This is a genomic window from Streptomyces sp. NPDC004134 (genome assembly GCF_042874195.1).
Lineage (GTDB): Bacteria > Actinomycetota > Actinomycetes > Streptomycetales > Streptomycetaceae > Streptomyces.
Map to the genome: position 1 here is coordinate 21,608 of NZ_JBIAMS010000019.1, position 20,860 is coordinate 42,467.

The following is a 20,860-nucleotide window of genomic DNA, read 5'->3' on the forward strand; positions in this document are numbered from 1 at the left end:
CGTACGGCCGCGAGAACCCGGCCGCCGTCGCGTCAGCCGCCGTCGGTCTCCCGCGCGTCCTCCGCGACGGCCGCCGCCGCCTTGCGCGCCGCGACCAGCACCGGGTCCCACACCGGCGAGAACGGCGGCGCGTACCCCAGGTCCAGGGCCGTCATCTGCTCCACTGTCATGCCCGCCGTCAGCGCCACCGCCGCGATGTCCACGCGCTTGCCCGCGCCCTCGCGGCCGACGATCTGCACGCCGAGCAGCCGCCCCGTGCGCCGCTCCGCGAGCATCTTCACGTGCATGAGCGCGGCCCGCGGGTAGTAACCGGCGCGGCTGGTCGACCGGATGGTCACCGTCACGTACTGCAGGCCCACTTCGCGCGCCTGCGCCTCAAGCAGACCCGTACGGGCGATCTCCAGATCGCACACCTTGCTGACGGCCGTGCCGACCACGCCGGGAAACGTGCCGAAGCCGCCGCCGACGTTGCGGCCGATGACCTGCCCGTGCTTGTTGGCGTGCGTGCCCAGCGGGATGTACCGCTCGCGGCCCGACACCAGGTCGAGCACCTCGACGCAGTCGCCGCCCGCCCACACGTTCTCCTGCCCCCGCACCCGCATCGCCAGGTCCGTCAGCAGCCCGCCGGACTCGCCCAGCGGCAGCCCGGCGTCCCGCGCGAGCCCGGTCTCCGGGCGCACGCCCAGGCCCAGCACGACGACGTCCGCCGGATACTCGCCGTCCGCCGTGGCCACGCCGCGCACCTCGCCGTCCGTGCCGGTGAGGATCCCGGTGACCTCGGCGCCGGTGACGATCCCGATGCCGTTGCCGTTCATCGCCTCGTGCACCAGGGTGCCCATGTCGGGGTCGAGGGTGTTCATGGGCTGCTCGGCGCGCTCCAGCACGGTGACGTGGAGCCCGCGGTGGCAGAACGCCTCCGCCATCTCCACCCCGATGTACCCGGCGCCCACCACGACCGCGTGCCGGACGTGCTGCTTCTGCAGCCGGTCCAGCAGTTCCTGGCCGTCGTCCAGGCTCTGCACCCCGTGCACCCCGGGAGCGTCGATGCCGGGCAGCGGCGGGCGCAGCGGGCGGGCGCCGGTGGCGATGACGAGGTGGTCGAAGCCGTGCCAGCGCTCCTGCGCGCCGCCCTCCTCGTCGAGGGCGCGGGTGCGGACGCACTGCCGGTCGAGGTCGATCTCGGTGACCTCGGTGCGCATCCGCAGGTCGATGCCGCGCGCGCGGTGCTCCTCCGGGGTACGGGCGATGAGCTGGTCCCGCTCGGGGACCTCGCCGCCGACCCAGTACGGAATCCCGCAGGCGGAGTACGACGTGAACCGGCCGCGCTCGAACGCGGTGATCTCCAGCTCGTCCGGCGACCGCATCCGGCGCGCCTGCGACGCCGCGGACATGCCCGCCGCATCGCCGCCGATGACCACCATCCGCTGCTTGGCCCCCATGACGCTCCCTTTCGCCGCCGTGAAGGACACGCTACGACGGGTTACTCGGGCTCGCCGCCCTGGGGTGTCGGCTGCCCGGGGAACGGGCTGGGCGGCGGGGTGACGTGCCGCCGCGGCAGCCGGCCGCGCAGCCACCGCCAGGCCAGCGCGAGCAGGACGAGGAGCGCGACGAAGGGCAGCGACGCGGAGACGGCTATCAGCACCCCGCGCAGCCCGGTGACGAAGGCGTCCCAGCCGCCGGCCAGGGCGTCGGTGACGCCGGTGCCGTCGTCCTCGTCCGCGGGGGGCGCGGCGGCGGGCCTGCGCAGCTCCAGGGTGATCGTGCCGAGTTCGGTGCGCTCCTTCAGCGAGGACTGCTGGGCGAGGAGCGCTTCCAGGTCGGCCTGGCGGGTGCCGAGTTCCCCCTCCAGGGTGACGACGTCAGCGAGTTTCGTGGCGTCGTCCATCAGATCCCTGATGCGTGCGACGCTCGCGCGCTGGGACCGCACCCGGCTGTCGACGTCCACGACCTCGTCGGTGACGTCCTTCACCTCCACCTCCCGGTCGACGACGCGGCCCAGCCCGGCGAGGTCGCCGAGGACGGCGTCGTACTCCCCTGCGGGCACCCGCAGGGTGAGCCGGGCGCGCGCGGGGGCACCGGGCTCCTGGCTGGTCGACTCGTCGCCGACGTAGCCGCCGGCGCCCTCGGCGAGCGTGCGGGCGGAGTCGGCTGCCGCGGGCAGGTCCTTGGTACGCACGGTGATCTCGGCGGTGCGGATGAGGGCCTGCGGCGCGAGGGTGACGCCCTCGGCGGCGGTGGCGCCGCCGCGGGGCGCGCGCGAGTCGGCGGAGTCACCGGCGCCGGCGCCGCCGCCCGCGTCCGGTGCCGCCCCCTGCGCCCCCTTGGCGTCGGCCCGGGCGCCGCCGCCCTCGGCGTCCGCCCCGCCGTCGGAGCTGCCGGAGCAGCCGCCGACGGCGAGCGCGGCGGCGAGCAGCGCGGCGGCGAGCGCGGATCTGGTCCTGATACGTGCGGGCATCGTCGAACCCCCCAGGTGTCGGGTCTGTGCAGCTTTGACGGGACGGCGGGGCCGGAGGTTCGGGATGGCGGGTCCCGGAAGGGTCACGATCGGACTACGCGGAGGGCGCGGTGCGGGCGCGGGTGGGGACCGCGCGGCGCGGGCTCGTTCGCGGGCGCCTCCCGGGTCGTACGCGGGGCGTCGGCGCGGGTTGTCCACAGGCACGTACGGGGGTGTCCGCCGGTCTGAGACAGTGGCGTGCATGAGCAGCGCACAGCCCGCGGAGCCCGGGCCGCCCAGGGTCGTCGTCATCGGCGGCGGCATCGCCGGACTCGCCGCCGCGCACCGGCTGCTGGCCGGCGGCGCGCGGGTCACGGTGCTGGAGGCCGGGACCCGGCTCGGCGGCAAGCTGCACGCGGGCGAGCTGGCCGGCGTGCCTGCCGACCTCGGCGCGGAGGCCCTGCTGGCCCGCCGGCCGGAGGCCGTCGGCCTCGCCCGCGAGGTGGGGCTCGCCGGCGCGCTGCAGCCGGTGGCCGCGGGCGGCGCGGCGGTCTGGACCCGCGGCAGGCTGCGGCCGCTGCCCGGCGGCCAGGTGATGGGCGTCCCCGGCGACCTGGAGCGGCTGGCGGCGGCGGAGGTGCTGTCGCCCGAGGGCCTGGCGCGGGTCGCCCGTGAGGCGGAGCTGCCGCCGGCGGAGCCGGGCGAGGACGTGGCGATCGGCGCGTTCGTCGCCGAACGGCTGGGCGCGGAGGTCACGGACCGGCTGGTGGAGCCGTTGCTGGGCGGGGTGTACGCGGGCGACGCGTACCGGCTGTCGATGCGGGCCGCGGTCCCGCAGTTGTTCGCGGCGCTGCGCGAGGAGCGGACGCTGCTGGGCGCGGCCAGGGCGGTGCAGTCCCGCGGCGCGGCGGCGGGCCCGTCGCAGGCGCCGGTCTTCATGGGCATCGAGGGCGGCATCGGCCGCCTGCCGGCGGCGGTGGCGGAGGCCGTACGGGAAGCGGGCGGCGAGATCGTCCTCGGCACGGAGGCCGCGTCGCTGGAGCGCGTGAAGGGTGTCCCCGACCCCGCGCCTTCCCGAAACCCGGGGCTCCGCCCCGGGGACCCCGCAGGGGCCGCACCCCCGGAGCCCGGCCCGGCCGGGCACCCCGTCACGTCCGCAGCCGCACCGGCCCGTCCAGCCGGCCCGGACCTCGCCCGCTGGCGGGTTCTCACCGGGGGGCGGGCCTACGAGGCCGATGCCGTCGTCCTCGCCGTGCCCGCCGCCGCCGCCGCGCGGCTCGTACGCGGACTCGCCCCGCGGGCCGCCGCCGAGTTCGACGGGGTGCGGTACGCCTCCATGGCGCTGATCACCCTCGCCCTCCCCCGCCGGGAGGCCGAGGCCCAGTTGCCCGCCGGGACCGGCTTCCTCGTGCCGCCGGTCGACGGGCGGACCATCAAGGCGTCGACGTTCTCCTCCGCCAAGTGGCGCTGGGCCGGCGACGACGACGTGTTCCTCCTGCGCACCTCCGTCGGCCGCATCGACGACGACAAGACCCTCGAACGGGACGACGCCGACCTCGTCACCGCCTCCCTCGACGACCTGCGCGCCGCCACCGGACTCGCCGCCCGCCCGGTCGCGAGCCGCGTCAGCCGGTGGCGCGGCGCCCTGCCGCAGTACGAGGTGGGGCACGACGACCGGGTGGCGCGCATCCGCGGCGCGCTGCCCGCCGGGCTCGCGGTGTGCGGCGCGCTCTACGACGGTGTGGGCATCCCCGCCTGCATCGCGAGCGCGCACCGGGCCGCCGACGAGCTGCTGGGGCGCCCTGGGACAATGACCGCATGAGTGACGCAACCCCCCCGCCGGCGGACTCGCCCGCGGCTCCGTCCCGCTCCGCGAACGCCGGCAAGAAGGCCAAGGACCTCAACGAGGTCATCCGCTACACCCTCTGGTCCGTCTTCCGGCTGCGCGACGCCCTCCCCGAGGACCGCGCGGACTACGCGGACGAGGTGACCGAGCTGTTCGAGCAGCTCGCCGCGAAGGACGTCGTCGTGCGCGGCACGTACGACGTGTCGGGGCTGCGCGCCGACGCGGACGTCATGATCTGGTGGCACGCGGAGAGCGCGGACGCGCTGCAGGAGGCGTACAACCTCTTCCGCCGCACCCGCCTCGGCCGCGCCCTCGCGCCGGTCTGGTCGAACATGGCGCTGCACCGCCCCGCCGAGTTCAACAAGTCGCACATCCCGGCGTTCCTCGCGGACGAGACCCCGCGCGCGTACGTGAGCGTGTACCCGTTCGTCCGCTCCTACGACTGGTACCTGCTGCCGGACGAGGACCGCCGCCGCATGCTCGCCGACCACGGCAAGATGGCCCGCGGCTTCCCGGACGTACGCGCCAACACGGTGCCGTCGTTCTCGCTCGGCGACTACGAGTGGATCCTCGCCTTCGAGGCCGACGAACTGCACCGCATCGTGGACCTGATGCGCCACCTGCGCGGGTCCGAGGCGCGGCTGCACGTCCGCGAGGAGGTGCCGTTCTACACCGGCCGCCGCAAGCCGGTCACGGAGCTCGTCGCCTCCCTCGCCTGACCACCCGCCCCGGCGGTCCGGGCCCGGACCCCGGCGGTCCGGCCTCAGCCGACCGCCGGGCCGCCGGTCCCCGGCGCCGCCGACCGCTTCCCGCCCCGCTCCGCCTTCGGCTCCGGGTGCGGTGCGCAGCTCACGTCGCCGGGCGTGCGGCCCGTCAGCAGGTATGTGTCGACGTGCTTGTTGACGCAGCCGTTCTCGCCCCCGGCGAGCCCGTGCGACCCGGCGTCCTTCTCCGTCACCAGGTCCGCCGAGCCGCCCAGCCGCCGGGCGAGTTCCTGGGCGCCGTCGTACGGCGTGGCCGCGTCGCGCTCGGCGGCGAGGAGGAGCACCGGCGGCAGCTCGCCGGCGTCGGTGCGGACGTCGAGGGGCTGCTGCCGCGGGCCGGACCAGAACGCGCACGGCAGGTTCATCCAGGCGTTCTCCCACGTCTCGAACGGCGCCACGCGCGCGAGCCGGCTGTTGTCGCGGTCCCAGGTCTCCCAGTCCGTGGGCCAGGGCGCGTCATTGCACTCGACGGCGGTGTAGACGGCGTTGCCGTTCTCCTCCGCCGCGTTGTCCGACGGATCGTCGGCCGCGAACTCCACCAGCGTCCTGGGCTTGCCGTCCAGGTAGTCCGCGAGCGCGGTGGCGGCCTGCGCCCAGTACGCGTCGGCGTACGCCGCCCGCAGGAAGCCCGCCTGCAACTGGGCCGTGCCGATCTGCCCGCCGGCCGGCTCCTTCTCGATCGCCTCGCGGGCCCGCTCGTACGCCGCCGCCACCTCCCACCGGGTGCCGCCGAGGTGGTAGACGTCGTCGTGCTCGGCCACCCACCGCTGCCAGTCTGCCCAGCGCTCCTCGAACGCGGCGGACTGGCGCAGGTTGTTGCCGTACCAGATCTGCCGCGGGTCGGGGTCGACCGGGCTGTCGAAGACCATGCGGCGCACGTGGTCCGGGTAGAGCGCGGCGTACAGGCTGCCGAAGTAGGTGCCGTAGGAGGCCCCGAGGTAGGTGAGCTTGCGCTCGCCCAGCGCGGCCCGCAGCACGTCGAGGTCGCGGGCGTTGTTGAGGGACGTGTAGTGCCGCAGGCCCGCGATCTTCCGGCAGCCGTCGGCGTACGCGCGCGCCTTCTCGATCCGGGCGCGCTTCTCGCGCTCCGAGGGGCGCTCGGAGGTGTTCGACGGCGCCTTCATGAACTCGTCGGGGTTCTGGCAGGACAGTGCGCCGGAGCGCTCGACGCCACGCGGGGCGTAGCCGACGAAGTCGTACGCCTCGGCCAGCCGCCGCCACTCCGGGGACCGGCTGAGCAGCGGGAAGTACGTGCCGGAGCCACCGGGGCCGCCGGGGTTGAAGACGAGCTTGCCCTGCCGTTCGGCGCGCGGTCCGGTGGCGCCGATGTGGCTGACGGTGAGCTTGAGCTGCCGGCCGGCCGGCTTCGCGTAGTCCAGCGGGACGGCGACGGTGCCGCACTTGACGGGCGCCGGCAGCCGCTCCGCCGCCGGGCAGGGGCCGAAGTCGACGCCGGCCTTCGCGGCGCGCGCGGCGGCGACGGCGACCCCGCGGGCCTCGGGGCCCGCGGCCGCCCGGGACACGGGGGCGGCGGTCCCCGAGCGGGCCGCGTCGGCGGCGGGGGCCGCGGCGAGGCCGGTGAGAGCGAGCGAACCGAGGATTCCGTACAGCACTGCTGCTCTCACGAAGGGGCCCTTCCGGCGTGACGAGACGTGACGAGGCGTGGCGACGGCCGCTCGGAGCGGCGTGCGCGACGGGAAGAAAGGAGGGTAAAAGTGATAATTCTTGGCGGAGTTGCTGATGTAAAGGACCCCGGCGGGGTGTCGCGCCGCGCGTCGGGCTACCGCGCGAGCGCGGCGCGCATCTCCGGGTCGGGCAGCGCGGCGGGCCCGTGTACGGCGAGCCCGGTGAGCAGGGAGTCCGCCTCGTCGAGGGTGGCGAGCAGCCCGCGGCCGTCGGGCGTGGCCCAGCGCGTGTAGTCGCCGACCTCCAGCCGGGCTATCGCCAGACAGCCGCAGACGAGTATCAGCGGCAGCACGAACCAGCCCGCGATCGGTTCCTGCTCCGGCGCCCGCAGCGCCAGCGCGACGGTCCCGGCGCCGAGCACCACCACCCCCGCGATCCGTACGTGCCGCACCGCGGCGCGTACGGCGGACCGGATCGGCGCGGGCACCGCGAGCCCGGCGGCGGCGAGGCCGTCGTCCAGGTCGCGCAGCGCGTCGGCGGCGGAGGCGGCGGCGCGGATGGCCGGAATCGTGTTCTGCCCGCCGGGCCCGGCGGCGGCGATCACCGCGCGCTCGACGGGGTCGCGGCCCTCGGGCGCCACGACGGTCGCCCAGCCGGTGTGCGCGAGCAGCAGCCGCCTCTCGCGCGCCAGCGCGACCAGGGTGACGTCGACGACCCGCCGCGGCCCGCCGGCGAGGAAGGCGGCCTCGTACAGGGTCAGCTCACGCGCCCCGCGGACCTGCGCCGGCTCGGGCTCCGGCTGTGCCGCGGCGACGGAACCGACGAGGACCAGGCGCCCGCACGTCAGCAGCGCGGCCGCCCAGGCGACGAGCGCGAAGCACACCCACATGGCGGTGTTCTACGCGATCGGGGGCACAGGGCGCCAGCCCTATCTTTCCGAACGCGGCCGTGATAGCGGGGTGTTGCGGACCCGTAGCCGACAGGAAGCGTACGGGCGGACCGGTCTGCGGGAGGGCCGCAGGGGAGGCAGCGGGCAGGCTGCCGGGGTCAGCGGGCCGAGGACTCGTGCACGTACTCCACGAGCCGCGTGAGCGCGTCGGGGTCCGTGGTCGGGAGCACGCCGTGGCCGAGGTTGAACACGTGCCCCTCAAGACCCGCCGCCGCCCGAAGCACCTCGCCCGCCTTGGCCTCCATCGCCTCGCGGGGCGCGAACAGCACCGCCGGGTCGAGGTTGCCCTGCAGCGCCTTGCCGGGGCCCACGCGGCGCGCCGCCTCGTCCATCGGCACCCGCCAGTCGACGCCGACGACGTCCGCGCCCGCCTCGCCCATCGCGGCCAGCAGCTCGCCGGTGCCGACGCCGAAGTGGATCCGCGGCACGCCGTACTCCGCGACGGCCGCGAAGACCTCCGCCGACGCGGGCAGCACCGCGCGCCGGTAGTCGGCGGGGGCCAGGGCGCCCGCCCAGGAGTCGAAGAGCTGCACGGCGGAGGCGCCGGCCTCGATCTGCACCCGCAGGAACGCCGCCGTGATGCCCGCGAGCCGGCCGACCAGCTCGGCCCACAGCTCCGGGGCGCCGTACATCATCGCCTTGGTGTGCTCGTGGTTGCGCGAGGGACCGCCCTCGACCAGATAGCTGGCCAGCGTGAACGGCGCCCCGGCGAAGCCGATGAGCGGCGTCGCGCCCAGCTCCTCCGTCAGCCGGCCCACGGCCTCGGCCACGTACGGCACGTCGTCCGGCTCCAGCGGGCGGAGCTGCGCGAGGTCGGCGCGGCTGCGGATCGGCTGGGCGACGACGGGCCCGACGCCCGGTTTGATGTCGAGGTCGACGCCGATGGCCTTGAGCGGCACGACGATGTCGCTGAAGAGGATCGCGGCATCCACGCCGTGCCGCCGTACGGGCTGCAGCGTGATCTCGGTGACGAGGTCGGGCCGCCGGCACGAGTCGAGCATGGCGATGCCCTCGCGCAGCCGCCGGTACTCGGGCAGCGACCGGCCCGCCTGCCGCATGAACCACACGGGTGTGTGCGGCACGGGCTCGCGCCGGCACGCGCGCAGGAACGCGGAGTCGGCGGCCGGGCCCGCGGGGGCGGTGGCCGTGGAAGGGCCGGCGGTGGACGTGGCGGAGGGGCGGGGGGCGCTGTCGGCACTCACCCCAGCATCTTCGCACGCGCGTGGGAGTCGAGATCCGGCCACCCGGGTGTCCCGCAGCGCTTCTGCACGCCGCGCCCCCTAGTCTTCCGGGCATGGTTGCGGCTCCTGGACACCTCGTCGACGAACCCGATGGCCCCCCGGAAGGCCGGCCGGGGGGCGGAGCCCTGCCGCCCCCGTTCCGCCGGGCCGTCGAGGCGCTCGACTCCGCTGCGGTACGCCCCGAAGTGACGCTGCAGGCGACGCGGGCACCGCGGGGCATCGCCCCGTTCGCGTACGCCCTGGAGGCGGACGTCGACGAGGACGCGGCGGAGGACGTCGAGCCCGCCGACGGGCGGCTGGTGCTGCTGCACGACCCGGACGGGCAGGACACCTGGCGCGGTACGTTCCGCTTCGTCACGCTGCTGCGGGCGGAGCTGGAGCCGGAGATGGCCGCGGACCCGCTGCTGCCCGAGGTGTGCTGGTCCTGGCTGACCGGCGCGCTGGACACCCGCGGCCTGGGCTACGGCGAGCCCAGCGGCACGGTCACCCGGGCGTCCTCGCACCACTTCGGCGGGCTGGCGGAGCGCGGCACGACGACGAAGATCGAGATCCGGGCGTCCTGGACCCCGCAGCCGTCGCGCGCGGCCGGGGACGGCGCCCCGGACGCGGCGGCGCACCTGGCGGCGTGGGTGGAGATGCTGTGCCAGTGCGCGGGGCTGCCGCCGTCGGCCGCGCCGCCGGCGGCGCCGGAGCCGGACGCCGCACCGATCGTGCCGCTGCCGCAGCGCCGCGGCTCGCGCCGGCGCTGAGCTGAGCGCCGAGCGCGCGGCCGCGGGCGGGACGGAGCGCGCGGCGGGCGGTCGGGGCGTACGGGCTCGGCGGGGTCGCCGGCCCGGGTGCGGACCGGATCGCGGGACCGCGCGCACCGGCCCGGAGGGCGGCGACCGGCCGCGTGCCCCGCAGTCGATCGCCCATCCGAATTGTCCGTTTTTTCCTCACTAATTCGTGATCATTGCCTAAAGCCCCTCCGGGCTCCTGCCGAAGACGTGAGAGACCTTCCGTACGCGGCCCCTACGCGACACGGAACGTCCCGGCTCTCCCAGCCGGCCCCGTCCCCGCACACCGTCTGGAGGGACCTGGTGTCTGTTCTCCTCGAGCAACCCACAAGCCTGGTCGCCTACCGCCCCAACAAGCCGACGGCCATGGTCGTCGTGGCCGACCCCCGCGTGCGCTCGACCGTCACCCGCCACCTGTGGGCGCTGGGCGTGCGCGACGTGATCGAGGCGTCGTCCGTCGCGGAGGCCCGCCCCCGGATCGCCAACCCCCGCGACATCTGCGTCGCCGACGTCCACCTGCCCGACGGCTCCGGCCTCACGCTGCTCTCCGAGGCGCGCTCCGCGGGCTGGCCCAACGGCCTCGCCCTCTCCGCCGCCGACGACATCGGCGCCGTACGCAACGCCCTCGCGGGCGGCGTCCGCGGCTACGTCGTCACCGGCACCCGCACCAGCATGGGCCTGCCCACCCGCCCCAACGCCGCGCACATCGGCGCCGCCGCGGGCCGGCTGCACCACCGCCGCCCACCGGGCTCCCCCGGCGCCGGCGGCAACTCCGGTCCGCCCGGACACCCCGGCGGTTACCGCGAGCTGTCCGGCCGCGAGGTCGAGGTGCTGCGGCTGGTGGCGGAGGGCCAGTCGAACAAGGCCATCGGCGTCTCGATGGGACTGTCCGCGCTGACCGTCAAAAGCCACCTCGCCCGCATCGCGCGCAAGCTCGGCACGGGCGACCGCGCCGGCATGGTGGCGGTGGCGCTGCGCACCGGCATCATCCACTGACCGGGGCCCGGAGACGGGCCCTCTCCAGGCAGCCGCGCGGCGCCCGTCGACGTAACGTTCCGTCGACGGGCGCTGTCGTGCACGACTCACAGATACCCTTGACACGTGACCGACGCCCAAGAGACCGCAGCAGAGGACAGACTCCCCGCACCCGGAGCACCGACTTCCGGATCGGCGCCGGTCCCCCTTCTCGATCCCCGCGAGGGCATCCCTCCCGTCACCGCGGACCCCGAGGCGCTCGCCGAGGTCGTCAGCGCGTTCGCCGCGGGCAGCGGCCCGGTCGCCATCGACGCGGAGCGCGCCAGCGGCTACCGCTACGGGCAGCGGGCGTACCTCGTGCAGTTGCGCCGGGAGGGTGCGGGCACGGCGCTGATCGACCCGGTGGCCTGTCCCGACCTCTCCGGTCTCGCGACGGCCATCGGCGATGCGGAATGGGTTCTGCACGCCGCGACGCAGGATCTGCCGTGTCTCGCCGAGATAGGCATGCGTCCTGGCGCGCTGTTCGACACGGAGCTGGCGGGGCGGCTGGCGGGCTTCCCCCGGGTCGGTCTCGGCGCGATGGTCGAGAACGTCCTGGGGTACGCGCTGGAGAAGGGCCACTCCGCCGTCGACTGGTCCACGAGGCCGCTGCCCGAGCCGTGGCTGCGCTACGCCGCGCTCGACGTCGAGCTGCTGGTGGACCTGCGGGACGCGCTGGTCGAGGAGCTGACGGCGCAGGGGAAGCTGCGCTGGGCGGAGGAGGAGTTCGCGGCGATCGCCGCGGCACCGCCGCCGGAGCCGCGGCGGGACCCCTGGCGGCGTACGTCGGGCATGCACAAGGTACGGCGCAGGCGCCAGCTCGGCACCGTACGGGAGCTGTGGACGGCCCGGGACCGCATCGCGCAGCGGCGCGACATCTCGCCGGGCAAGGTGCTCGCGGACACCGCCATCGTGGAGGCAGCGCTCGCGATGCCGACGTCCACGCGGGCGCTGGCCGCGCTGCCGGGCTTCGGGCACCGCATGGGCCGGCGGCAGTTGGAGCAGTGGCTCGCCGCGGTGGAGCGCGCCCGCGCGCTGCCGGAGTCCGAGCTGCCGCAGCCGGGACTGCCGCTGAACGGCCCGCCGCCGCCGCGCGCATGGGCGGACAAGGACCCGGCCGCGGCCGCCCGGCTGTCGGCGGCACGGGCGGCGGTGACGGCACGCGCGGAGGAGCTGGGCCTGCCCCAGGAGAACCTGATCGCCCCGGACACGGTGCGCCGCATCTGCTGGGAACCCCCGAAGGACCCCACGGAGGAGTCGGTGGCAGATGCCCTGACCCACCTGGGCGCCCGCCGCTGGCAGATCGACCAGGTCGCCCCCCTCCTGACGGTGGCTGTCAGCGACTGAGCACCCCGGCGGGAACCCCCGGACGGCGTGGCCCCGGCCGTACGGCGCGGGTGGCGATCCCGCGCGGACGGAACGATCCGGGCGAGGCTCGGGCCGCGGCGCCGGAGGCCCGGCCGCCGGGCGGCACCGCCCGGGGCGGCACCGCCACGGGCACCCCACGCCCAGGAGGCGCGCGCGGCGAAGCCGTGGCGCCACTCGGCCACCGGTCGCGGTGCCGCAAGACACCCGCCCTACCCTCGGGGCCCGTATCCCGCCATCGCCCACCCGGCGAGGGCATCGCCCGGTACCTGATCACACGCCCGGTGAGGGTGCTGTGAGGCACAACTCCGGCAGGGCCCTGGGCACCTTCTGTTACCCGCGAGTAGCATGGGGGCGAGCCGTGCCGTCCCCCGCGGGCCGGTGCCGCGTGACCCCGCATCCCCTCCGGAGGAGAGCCCGTGCCTCGTACCGCAAGGGACGTCGTCTTCGTCGACGGCGTCCGCACCCCGTTCGGCAAGGCGGGCCCGAAGGGCATCTACCACGAGACCCGCGCCGACGACCTCGTCGTCAAGTGCATCCGCGAGCTGCTGCGCCGCAACCCCGCCCTCGACCCCGCCACCGTCGACGACGTCGCCATCGCCGCCACCACCCAGATCGGCGACCAGGGCCTGACCATCGGCCGCACCGCCGGCATCCTCGCCGGGCTGCCGCCGACCGTGCCCGGGTACTCCATCGACCGGATGTGCGCCGGCGCGATGACCGCCGTGACGACGACCGCCGCCTCCACCGCCTTCGGCGCGTACGACATCGCCCTGGCCGGCGGCGTCGAGCACATGGGCCGGCACCCGATGGGCGAGGGCGTGGACCCCAACCCGCGGTTCGTCTCGGAGAAGCTCGTCGACGAGTCCGCCCTCTTCATGGGCATGACCGCGGAGAACCTGCACGACCGCTTCCCGCACCTGACCAAGGCCCGCGCCGACGAGTACGCGGTGCACTCGCAGGAGAAGGCCGCCAAGGCGTACGCGAACGGGCGGATCCAGGCCGACCTGGTGCCCATCTCCGTCCGCCGCACCAACGCAGAAGCCGGCGAGACCGGCTGGGGCCTGGCCACGCAGGACGAGCCGATGCGCCCCGGCACCACCCTGGCGAACCTCGCGACGCTGAAGACCCCCTTCCGCGCCCACGGCCGGGTCACCGCAGGCAACGCCGCCGGGCTCAACGACGGTGCCACCGCCTCCCTCATCGCCGCCGAGGACGTGGCGCGCGCGGCCGGGCTGCCGGTGAAGATGCGGCTGGTGTCGTTCGCCTTCGCCGGGGTGGAGCCCGAGGTGATGGGCGTCGGCCCGATCCCGTCCACCGAGAAGGCGCTCGCCAAGGCGGGCCTCGGCATCGGCGACATCGGCCTGTTCGAGATCAACGAGGCGTTCGCCGTGCAGGTGCTGGCGTTCCTCGACCACTTCGGCATCGCCGACGACGACCCCCGCGTCAACCAGTACGGCGGCGCCATCGCCTTCGGCCACCCGCTCGCCTCCTCCGGCGTGCGGCTGATGACCCAACTGGCGCGGCAGTTCGAGGAGCAGCCGCAGGTGCGGTACGGCATCACCACCATGTGCGTCGGCTTCGGCATGGGCGGCACGGTCATCTGGGAGAACCCGCGCTTCGAGGGGGCAGGCAAGTGAGCAGCAGCACCGTGGAACTTCTCAAGGGCGCGGCCGAGCGCTTCCCCGACGAGGTCGTCACGCAGGCGCACGTACGCCACCTCGATCTGCCCGGCGGCGCGGGCCGGTTCGCGCTCATCACGCTGGACAACGGCTTCGACCACACCAAGCCGACCACCTTCGGCCCGCAGTCGCTCGCCGGCCTCGACGCCGCGCTCGACCAGGTCGAGAAGGAGGCCGCGGAGGGCGGGATCGTCGGCGTCGGCGTCACCGGCAAGCCGTTCATCTTCGCCGTCGGCGCCGACCTCAAGGGCGTCGAGGTGCTCGGGCAGCGCGACGAGGCGCTGGCCATCGGGCGCGGCGGGCACGAGGTGTTCAAGCGGCTGGCCGGCCTGGGCGTGCCGACGTTCGCGTACTACAACGGCGCCGCGATGGGCGGCGGCGTCGAGATCGGGCTGCACTGCACGTACCGCACGGTCTCCGCCGCCGTGCCCGCGTTCTCGCTGCCGGAGGTCTTCCTCGGGCTGGTGCCCGGGTGGGGCGGCTGCACGCTGCTGCCGAACCTGATCGGCGCGGACCGCGCGGTCACCGTCGTGATCGAGAACAGCCTCAACCAGAACCGGCAGCTCAAGGGCAAGCAGGTCTACGACCTGGGCATCGCCGACGCGGTCTTCGAGGGCGCCGACTTCCTGGAGCAGTCCCTCGCCTGGACCGGCGCCGTCCTCGGCGGCGAACTGGAGGTCGTACGCCCGGACATCGACCGCGGCGAGGCGTGGGACGCGGCGATCGAGCGCGGCCGCGCCGTCGCCGACGACAAGGTGCACGGGGCCGCCCCGGCGGCGTACCGCGCGCTGGACATCATGGCCGCGGCGAAGAACGGCGACCTGCGGCAGGGCTTCGCGGCCGAGGACGAGGCGCTGGCCGACCTGATCATGGGCGGCGAACTGCGGGCCGGGATCTACGCGTTCGACCTCGTGCAGCGGCGCGCCAAGCGGCCCGCCGGGGCACCGGACAAGGGCCTCGCCCGGCCGGTCACGAAGGTGGGCGTGGTCGGCGCAGGGCTGATGGCCTCGCAGTTGGCGCTGCTGTTCGTCCGCCGGCTCGACGTGCCCGTCGTGCTCACGGACATCGACCAGGAGCGCATCGACAAGGGCGTGGCGTGGGTCCACGAGCAGATCGACATGCTGCTGCTGAAGGGCCGGGTGAACCAGGACGCGGCCAACCGGCTCAAGGCGCTGGTCACCGGGTCGCTGGACAAGGCCGCGGCGTTCGCCGACGCCGACTTCGTGATCGAGGCGGTCTTCGAGGAACTCTCCCTCAAGCAGCGGATCTTCGCCGAGCTGGAGGAGGTCGTACCGCCGACGGCGATCCTCGCGACGAACACCTCGTCCCTGTCGGTGACGGAGATGGGCGCCGGGCTCAAGCACCCCGAGCGGGTCGTGGGCTTCCACTTCTTCAACCCGGTGGCGGTGCTGCCGCTGCTGGAGATCGTACGGGCCGCGGACACCGACGACGCCTCGCTGGCCACGGCGTTCGCCGTCGCCAAGAAGCTGAAGAAGTCGGCCGTGCTGGTCAAGGACGCCCCGGCGTTCGTCGTCAACCGCATCCTGACCCGCTTCATGGGCGAGGTGCTGGGCGCCGTGGACGAGGGGACGCCGGTGGAGGTCGCGGACGGGGCGCTGGCCCCGCTGGGGCTGCCGATGTCGCCGATCGTGCTGCTCGACCTGGTCGGCCCGGCGGTCGCCCACCACGTCGCGGGCACCCTCGCCGAGGCGTTCCCCGACCGCTTCGCGCAGTCGGCGAACCTGGGCCGGGTCGTGGAGGCGGGCAAGCGGACGCTGTACGTCCATGACTCGGGCAAGCCGGAGCTGGACCCGGAGGTGGCGGCGCTCTTCCAGGTCGGCGACACGGTGCTGACGGAGGAGCAGGTACGCGACCGGGCGCTGGACGCCATCGCGCAGGAGATCCGGCTGATGCTGGACGAGGGCGTCGTGGCCGAGGCGCAGGACGTCGACCTGTGCCTGATCACCGGCGCGGGCTGGCCGTTCCACCTGGGCGGCATCACGCCGTATCTGGACCGGGCGGGCGTCAGCGAGCGCGTCACGGGCCGCCGGTTCCTGCCGCCGGGCGTGGCGAGCGTTCCGGAGTAGCGGTAGGTCATCCGTGCCCCGGCCGCAGGTGTGCGGCCGGGGCACGTGCGTGTCGTACGGGCGTGGGAGGCTGGGCGGCATGGACGCACCCCTCCCACTGCTCGTCGTGGACGCCGCCAACGTCGTCGGGTCGGTGCCCGACGGCTGGTGGCGCGACCGGCACGGGGCGGCGGAGCGGCTGCGCGACGGCCTCGTGCCGTACGCCTCGGCGGGCGTGGCGGGGCTGCCGGGTCCGGTGGAGGTGGTGCTCGTGGTCGAGGGCGCGGCCCGCGGGGTGGCGGCGGTGCCGGGGGTGCGGGTCGTGGCGGCGGACGGCAGCGGGGACGACCGGATCGTGGCGGTCGTCGCGGACGCGGCCGGGCGGGATCCGGGGCGCCGCGTGCTGGTGGTCACGGCGGACCGCGCGCTGCGCGACCGCGTCCACCGCCACGGCGCGGCCACGGCGGGCCCGCGCACGGTCCGTCCCGTCTGACACCCGCCGACGGCGGCCGAGCGCGGGTGCAGGCCGTCACGTTCGCCGTACGGGTGTACCGGGAGGGGAGCCAGGGCGCGGGGGAACGTGGCCGGTGCGGGATCGGTGGGGGTGGCCGATGCCAGGGGCGGCATCGGACGCGTTGTCGGCGCACCCCCTCATGACGGGTCCCCTTCACGGATCCCTCTGCGGCGGCGTCGCCGCCGTGGTCACCATCTTCGCGGCGGACACGGCCCGGCTCCTGAGCGCCCCGCGGAGCCGGGCCCGCCGCTGATCCGGACGGGAGACGCTAGTCCCGGGCGGCCTCTTCTCCGGTGACGGAAGTCGCGGGAGGCGCGCCCGCCTCGCGGGCGATGTCCTCGTCGGCGCGCCGGTCGAGGCGGGCGACCAGGCCGGTGACCTGGCGGGCGATGTCCGGGGCCGTCAGGCCGATGTCCGCCAGGACCTCCTTGCGGGAGGCGTGGTCCAGGAAGCGCTCCGGGATGCCGAAGTCGCGCAGCGGGATGTCGACGCCCGCGTCGCGCAGCGCCTGCGCGACGGCGGAGCCGACGCCGCCGGTGCGGATGTTGTCCTCGACGGTGACGACCACGCGGTGCCGCTCCGCGAGCGGCGGCAGCGCCGCGTCGACGGGCTTGACCCAGCGCGGGTCGACGACCGTCGTCGTGATGCCCTGCTTGTCGAGCAGCCCGGCGACCTCCAGGCACATCGGCGCCAGCGCGCCGACGGAGACCAGCAGCACGTCGGGGCGCTCCGCGCCCTCGGTGCCGGCCGCCGGCTCGTGGAGCACGTCCATGCCGCCGATCCGGCCGACCGCGGGGACCGCGGGACCGACGGCGCCCTTGGAGTAGCGCACGACGGTCGGGGCGTCGTCGACGGCGACGGCCTCGCGCAACTGGGCGCGTACCTGGTCGGCGTCGCGCGGGGCGGCGATCCGCAGCCCGGGGACGACCTGGAGGATCGACATGTCCCACATGCCGTTGTGGGAGGCGCCGTCGCTGCCGGTGACCCCGGCCCGGTCCAGGACGAACGTCACCCCGCAGCGGTGCAGCGCGACGTCCATCAGCACCTGGTCGAACGCCCGGTTGAGGAACGTGGCGTAGACGGCGAAGACCGGGTGCAGGCCGCCGGTGGCCAGGCCGGCGGCGGAGACCGCGGCGTGCTGCTCGGCGATGCCCACGTCGTAGACCCGGTCGGGGAAGGTCTCGGCGAACTTCTGCAGGCCCACGGGGCGCATCATGGCGGCGGTGATCCCGACGACGTCGGGGCGCTCGCGGCCGATCCGTACCATCTCGTCGGCGAAGACGGAGGTCCAGTCGGCACCGCCCGCGGCCACCGGCAGGCCGGTGTCCGGGTGGATGACGCCGACCTGGTGGAACTGGTCGGCCTCGTCCTGGCGCGCGGGCAGGTAGCCGCGGCCCTTCTCGGTCAGGCAGTGCACGATGACGGGGCCGCCGAAGCGGCGGGCGCGCTGGAGCGCGGACTCGACGGCGGCGATGTCGTGGCCGTCGATGGGGCCGACGTACTTCAGCCCCAGGTCCTCGAACATGCCCTGCGGCGCAATGAAGTCCTTCAGGCCCTTCTTGGCGCCGTGCAGGGTCTCGTACAGCGGCTTGCCGACGACGGGCGTGCGGTCCAGCAGCTCCTTGCCGCGGGCGAGGAAGCGCTCGTAGCCGTCGGTGGTGCGCAGGGTGGCGAGGTGGTCGGCGAGGCCGCCGATGGTGGGGGCGTACGAGCGCTCGTTGTCGTTGACGACGATGACGAGGGGGCGGTCCTGGGCGGCGGCGATGTTGTTCAGCGCCTCCCAGGCCATGCCGCCGGTCAGCGCGCCGTCACCGATGACCGCGACGACGGCGGCGTCCCGGCCGCGTACCTCGTTGGCCTTGGCCAGGCCGTCGGCCCAGCCGAGGACGGTGGAGGCGTGGCTGTTCTCGATGACGTCGTGGTCGGACTCGGCCCGCGAGGGGTAGCCGGACAGGCCGCCCTTCTTCTTGAGCTTGCCGAAGTCCTGGCGGCCGGTGAGCAGCTTGTGCACGTACGACTGGTGGCCGGTGTCCCACAGCACCCGGTCGCGGGGCGATTCGAAGACCCGGTGCAGCGCGATGCTCAGCTCCACCACGCCGAGGTTCGGGCCGAGGTGGCCGCCGGTGCGGGCGACGGATTGCACCAGGAAGGTGCGGATCTCCGCGGCCAGCCGGTCGAGCTGCTCGGGACCGAGCCGGTCCAGGTCGCGCGGTCCCTTGATACGGGCCAGCAGTGCCACCCGTGCCTCCTTGCTGTCGCAGCCTGCCTTCGGGCCGTACGGCCCGGGCCCCGCCGTCCGTGCGGACGTGCCGGGCCCGAAGCGTCCGGTCGAGTCTAATGTTCCCGATGTCCGGTCGCTGATCCGACAGTGCGATGTATGCCACAGGTCCGCAACAGCTACACCCCCGTACCGGGGTCGGTACGGGGGTGCAGGCGGGTGGCGGGCGGGACGCCGGTCAAGCGCGTCCGGCCGTTTTCTGGGTGCGGCGGGAGACGGAGTCGATGACGACCGCCGCCAGCAGCACCGAGCCGGTGATCATGTACTGCACCGGCGCGTCGATGCCCTTGAGCGCCAGGCCCGACTGGATGGACATGATGACCAGCACGCCGAGCAGAGCGGACCAACTGCTGCCGCGGCCGCCGTAGAGGCTGGTACCGCCGATGACGGCCGCCGCGATGGCGTTCATCAGCAGCGTGCCGCCGCCCGCGCCCTGGTTCGCCGCGGCGATGGTCGACGTCATGAACAGGCCGCCGACCGCCGCCAGCGTGCCGGAGACGGCGAAGACCGCGATGCGCATCAGGTCGACGTCGATACCCGCCCGGCGGCTGGCCTCGACGCTGCCGCCGAGGGCGAAGATCCGCCGGCCGAAGCCGGTGCGGCGCAGCGTGAAGTCCGCGCCGACGACCACGATGAGGAAGATGAGCAGCGCCAGCGGCAGGCCCTTGTACTGGTTCAGCACGTACGCCGGGACGTACGCGAGCACCGCGAGCACGGCCGTACGCAGGATGATCTCGCTCAGCGGCCGCGACGGCACCCCGGCCGCCTCGCGCCGCCTCGCCCCGAAGAACGCGGCGGCGAAGTAGCCGCCGACGGCGATCGTGGCCACCCCGTAGGCGGCGGCGACGTCGGTGAAGTAGTACGTGGTGAGCTTGCCGACCACGCCGTCGGAGTCGATGTTGATGGTGCCGGAGCTGCCCAGGATGTAGAGCATCAGGCCCTGCCAGCCGAGCAGCCCCGCGAGGGTCACGACGAGCGGCGGGACGCCGATCCGGGCGAAGAAGAAGCCGTGGAAGGTGCCGGTCGCGGTGCCGACCAGGATCGCGAGGATGATCGCCGGGACTTCCGGCATCCCCTCCTGGACGGCCAGCACGGCGAACACCGCGCCCGCGAGCCCGCTGACCGAGCCGATCGACAGGTCGATCTCGCCGAGCAGCAGCACGAAGATGATGCCGACGGCTATCAGCCCGGGACCGGCGATGTCGATGGAGATGTTCGACAGGTTCTGCGCGGACAGGAAGGCGTCGTCCAGGCCCTGGAAGATCGCCATGATGAGGATCAGGCCGACGATGACCGGGACGGAGCCCAGCTCACCCCCGCGCATGCGGCGCTTGAACTCGGTCAGATAGCCGGCGAAGCCCTGCTCGCGGACGACCAGCCGGGGATCGACGGCGGTGACGGCGCCCTTGGCGACGCCGGGCGAGGACTCGGGGGGCGGGGTGTCGGCGGGTGCGGCGGACTTCGCGAGATCGGTCTTCGCGGAGTCCCTTTTCTTGATCCCCTCGGTGCTCACTTCGCTGCCTCCGCACTTCCGCGCGCCGAGCGGCGCGTCACGGCGTTGTCCGTGGCGCCCGTGATGGCGGCGACGATCTCTTCCTGCGTCGTGGCCGCGACGTCGAAGACGCCGTTGTTACGGCCGAGGCGCAGCACGGCGACCCGGTCGGCGACGGCCTTGACGTCCTCCATGTTGTGGCTGATCAGCAGCACGGCGTGGTCGCGCTCGCGCAGCCGCTCGACGAGGTCGAGCACCTGGGCGGTCTGCTCGACGCCGAGGGCGGCGGTGGGCTCGTCGAGGATGACGAGCTGGGGGTCGCCGAGGAGCGAGCGGGCGATGGCCACGGTCTGCCGCTGGCCGCCGGACAGGGAGGCGGTGGGGATGCGGACGCTGGGGATGCGGATGGACAGGGTGGTGAGCAACTCGCGGGCGCGGCGCTCCATTTCGACCTCGTCCAGGACACCCGCGCGGCGGATCTCGCGGCCGAGGAAGAGGTTGCCGACGACGTCGAGGTTGTCGCAGAGCGACAGGTCCTGGTAGACGGTGGCGATGCCCAGGTCCTGGGCGTCGTGCGGCTTGTGGATACGAACGGGGCGGCCGCCCCACTCGATGCGGCCGTCGTCGATGGCGTGGACGCCGGCGACGGTCTTGACGAGCGTGGACTTTCCGGCGCCGTTGTCGCCGACGAGGGCGACCACTTCACCGGCGCGGACCTCGAGATCGACGTCGGTGAGTGCCTGGACGGCACCGAACCGCTTCGAGATCCCGCGCAACGCCAGCACGGGCGTAGCGGACACGTTGAACCATCTC

16 protein-coding genes are annotated in these 20,860 nt (G+C 74.6%); 8 read left to right on the plus strand and 8 right to left on the minus strand.

Annotation, left to right across the window (positions count from 1 at the left end; all coding sequences use genetic code 11):
- Positions 1-32 precede the first annotated feature (32 nt).
- Together ACFYVJ_RS22970 and ACFYVJ_RS22975 are read right to left on the minus strand one after the other, a co-directional pair.
- Positions 33-1,439: an FAD-dependent oxidoreductase gene (locus tag ACFYVJ_RS22970; RefSeq protein WP_388894355.1), complete on the minus strand. Its 1,407-nt coding sequence runs from the start codon at positions 1,437-1,439 to the stop codon at positions 33-35.
- 41 nt (positions 1,440-1,480) lie between these two features.
- Positions 1,481-2,455 carry a DUF4349 domain-containing protein gene (locus tag ACFYVJ_RS22975; protein ID WP_388894357.1) on the minus strand — a complete coding sequence of 325 codons (975 nt, stop codon included), beginning with the start codon at positions 2,453-2,455 and terminating at the stop codon, positions 1,481-1,483.
- A 241-nt stretch (positions 2,456-2,696) separates the two neighbouring features.
- On the opposite strand from ACFYVJ_RS22975, the gene hemG reads away from it, so the two are divergent.
- Positions 2,697-4,256: a protoporphyrinogen oxidase gene (gene hemG, locus ACFYVJ_RS22980; protein WP_388894359.1), complete on the plus strand. Its 1,560-nt coding sequence runs from the start codon at positions 2,697-2,699 to the stop codon at positions 4,254-4,256.
- Complete coding sequence (gene hemQ, locus ACFYVJ_RS22985; protein WP_388894362.1) at positions 4,253-4,999, plus strand: hydrogen peroxide-dependent heme synthase; 747 nt, start codon at positions 4,253-4,255, stop codon at positions 4,997-4,999. Before hemG ends, hemQ begins: the two co-directional genes overlap by 4 nt.
- Positions 5,000-5,043: 44 nt before the next feature.
- Here the strand turns inward: hemQ and ACFYVJ_RS22990 are convergent, their stop codons facing one another.
- The 3 genes from ACFYVJ_RS22990 to hemE all read right to left on the minus strand — a co-directional run bounded on the left by ACFYVJ_RS22990 (position 5,044) and on the right by hemE (position 8,725).
- A complete protein-coding gene (locus ACFYVJ_RS22990) occupies positions 5,044-6,669 on the minus strand; it encodes an alpha/beta hydrolase (protein WP_388894365.1) in 1,626 nt (541 codons plus the stop codon).
- A 155-nt stretch (positions 6,670-6,824) separates the two neighbouring features.
- Positions 6,825-7,559 (minus strand): TIGR04222 domain-containing membrane protein, encoded by a 735-nt coding sequence (locus ACFYVJ_RS22995; protein WP_388894368.1) that lies wholly within the window; start codon positions 7,557-7,559, stop codon positions 6,825-6,827.
- A 158-nt stretch (positions 7,560-7,717) separates the two neighbouring features.
- Positions 7,718-8,725 carry a uroporphyrinogen decarboxylase gene (gene hemE / locus ACFYVJ_RS23000; protein WP_388894681.1) on the minus strand — a complete coding sequence of 336 codons (1,008 nt, stop codon included), beginning with the start codon at positions 8,723-8,725 and terminating at the stop codon, positions 7,718-7,720.
- A gap of 188 nt (positions 8,726-8,913) precedes the next feature.
- Here hemE and ACFYVJ_RS23005 point away from each other — a divergent pair, with 188 nt between their 5' ends.
- The 6 genes from ACFYVJ_RS23005 (at position 8,914) to ACFYVJ_RS23030 (ending at position 16,256) form a co-directional block, all read left to right on the plus strand.
- Positions 8,914-9,609: a DUF3000 domain-containing protein gene (locus tag ACFYVJ_RS23005; protein ID WP_388894371.1), complete on the plus strand. Its 696-nt coding sequence runs from the start codon at positions 8,914-8,916 to the stop codon at positions 9,607-9,609.
- Between the two features lie 330 nt (positions 9,610-9,939).
- Positions 9,940-10,632, plus strand: coding sequence for a LuxR C-terminal-related transcriptional regulator (locus tag ACFYVJ_RS23010; RefSeq protein WP_388894374.1), 693 nt, complete (start codon positions 9,940-9,942; stop codon positions 10,630-10,632).
- 105 nt (positions 10,633-10,737) lie between these two features.
- Entirely contained in the window at positions 10,738-11,997 is a 1,260-nt protein-coding gene (locus ACFYVJ_RS23015; RefSeq protein WP_388894378.1) for an HRDC domain-containing protein, read from the plus strand.
- A 437-nt stretch (positions 11,998-12,434) separates the two neighbouring features.
- The gene (locus ACFYVJ_RS23020) at positions 12,435-13,655 is read left to right on the plus strand and encodes a thiolase family protein (RefSeq protein WP_388894381.1); all 1,221 of its coding nucleotides are present in this window, start codon (positions 12,435-12,437) and stop codon (positions 13,653-13,655) included.
- Entirely contained in the window at positions 13,652-15,784 is a 2,133-nt protein-coding gene (locus tag ACFYVJ_RS23025) for a 3-hydroxyacyl-CoA dehydrogenase NAD-binding domain-containing protein (RefSeq protein WP_388894384.1), read from the plus strand. The genes ACFYVJ_RS23020 and ACFYVJ_RS23025 overlap by 4 nt, the downstream gene beginning before the upstream one ends.
- 79 nt (positions 15,785-15,863) lie before the next feature.
- The gene (locus tag ACFYVJ_RS23030; RefSeq protein ID WP_388894386.1) at positions 15,864-16,256 is read left to right on the plus strand and encodes an NTP pyrophosphohydrolase; all 393 of its coding nucleotides are present in this window, start codon (positions 15,864-15,866) and stop codon (positions 16,254-16,256) included.
- 289 nt (positions 16,257-16,545) lie between these two features.
- Here the strand turns inward: ACFYVJ_RS23030 and dxs are convergent, their stop codons facing one another.
- The 3 genes from dxs to ACFYVJ_RS23045 form a co-directional block, all read right to left on the minus strand.
- Positions 16,546-18,516: a 1-deoxy-D-xylulose-5-phosphate synthase gene (gene dxs, locus ACFYVJ_RS23035; RefSeq protein ID WP_388894390.1), complete on the minus strand. Its 1,971-nt coding sequence runs from the start codon at positions 18,514-18,516 to the stop codon at positions 16,546-16,548.
- A 217-nt stretch (positions 18,517-18,733) separates the two neighbouring features.
- Positions 18,734-20,068, minus strand: coding sequence for a sugar ABC transporter permease (locus ACFYVJ_RS23040; protein ID WP_388894393.1), 1,335 nt, complete (start codon positions 20,066-20,068; stop codon positions 18,734-18,736).
- Positions 20,065-20,847, minus strand: a complete 783-nt coding sequence (locus ACFYVJ_RS23045) for an ATP-binding cassette domain-containing protein (protein ID WP_388894396.1) — start codon at positions 20,845-20,847, stop codon at positions 20,065-20,067. The genes ACFYVJ_RS23040 and ACFYVJ_RS23045 overlap by 4 nt, the downstream gene beginning before the upstream one ends.
- Positions 20,848-20,860 lie beyond the last annotated feature (13 nt).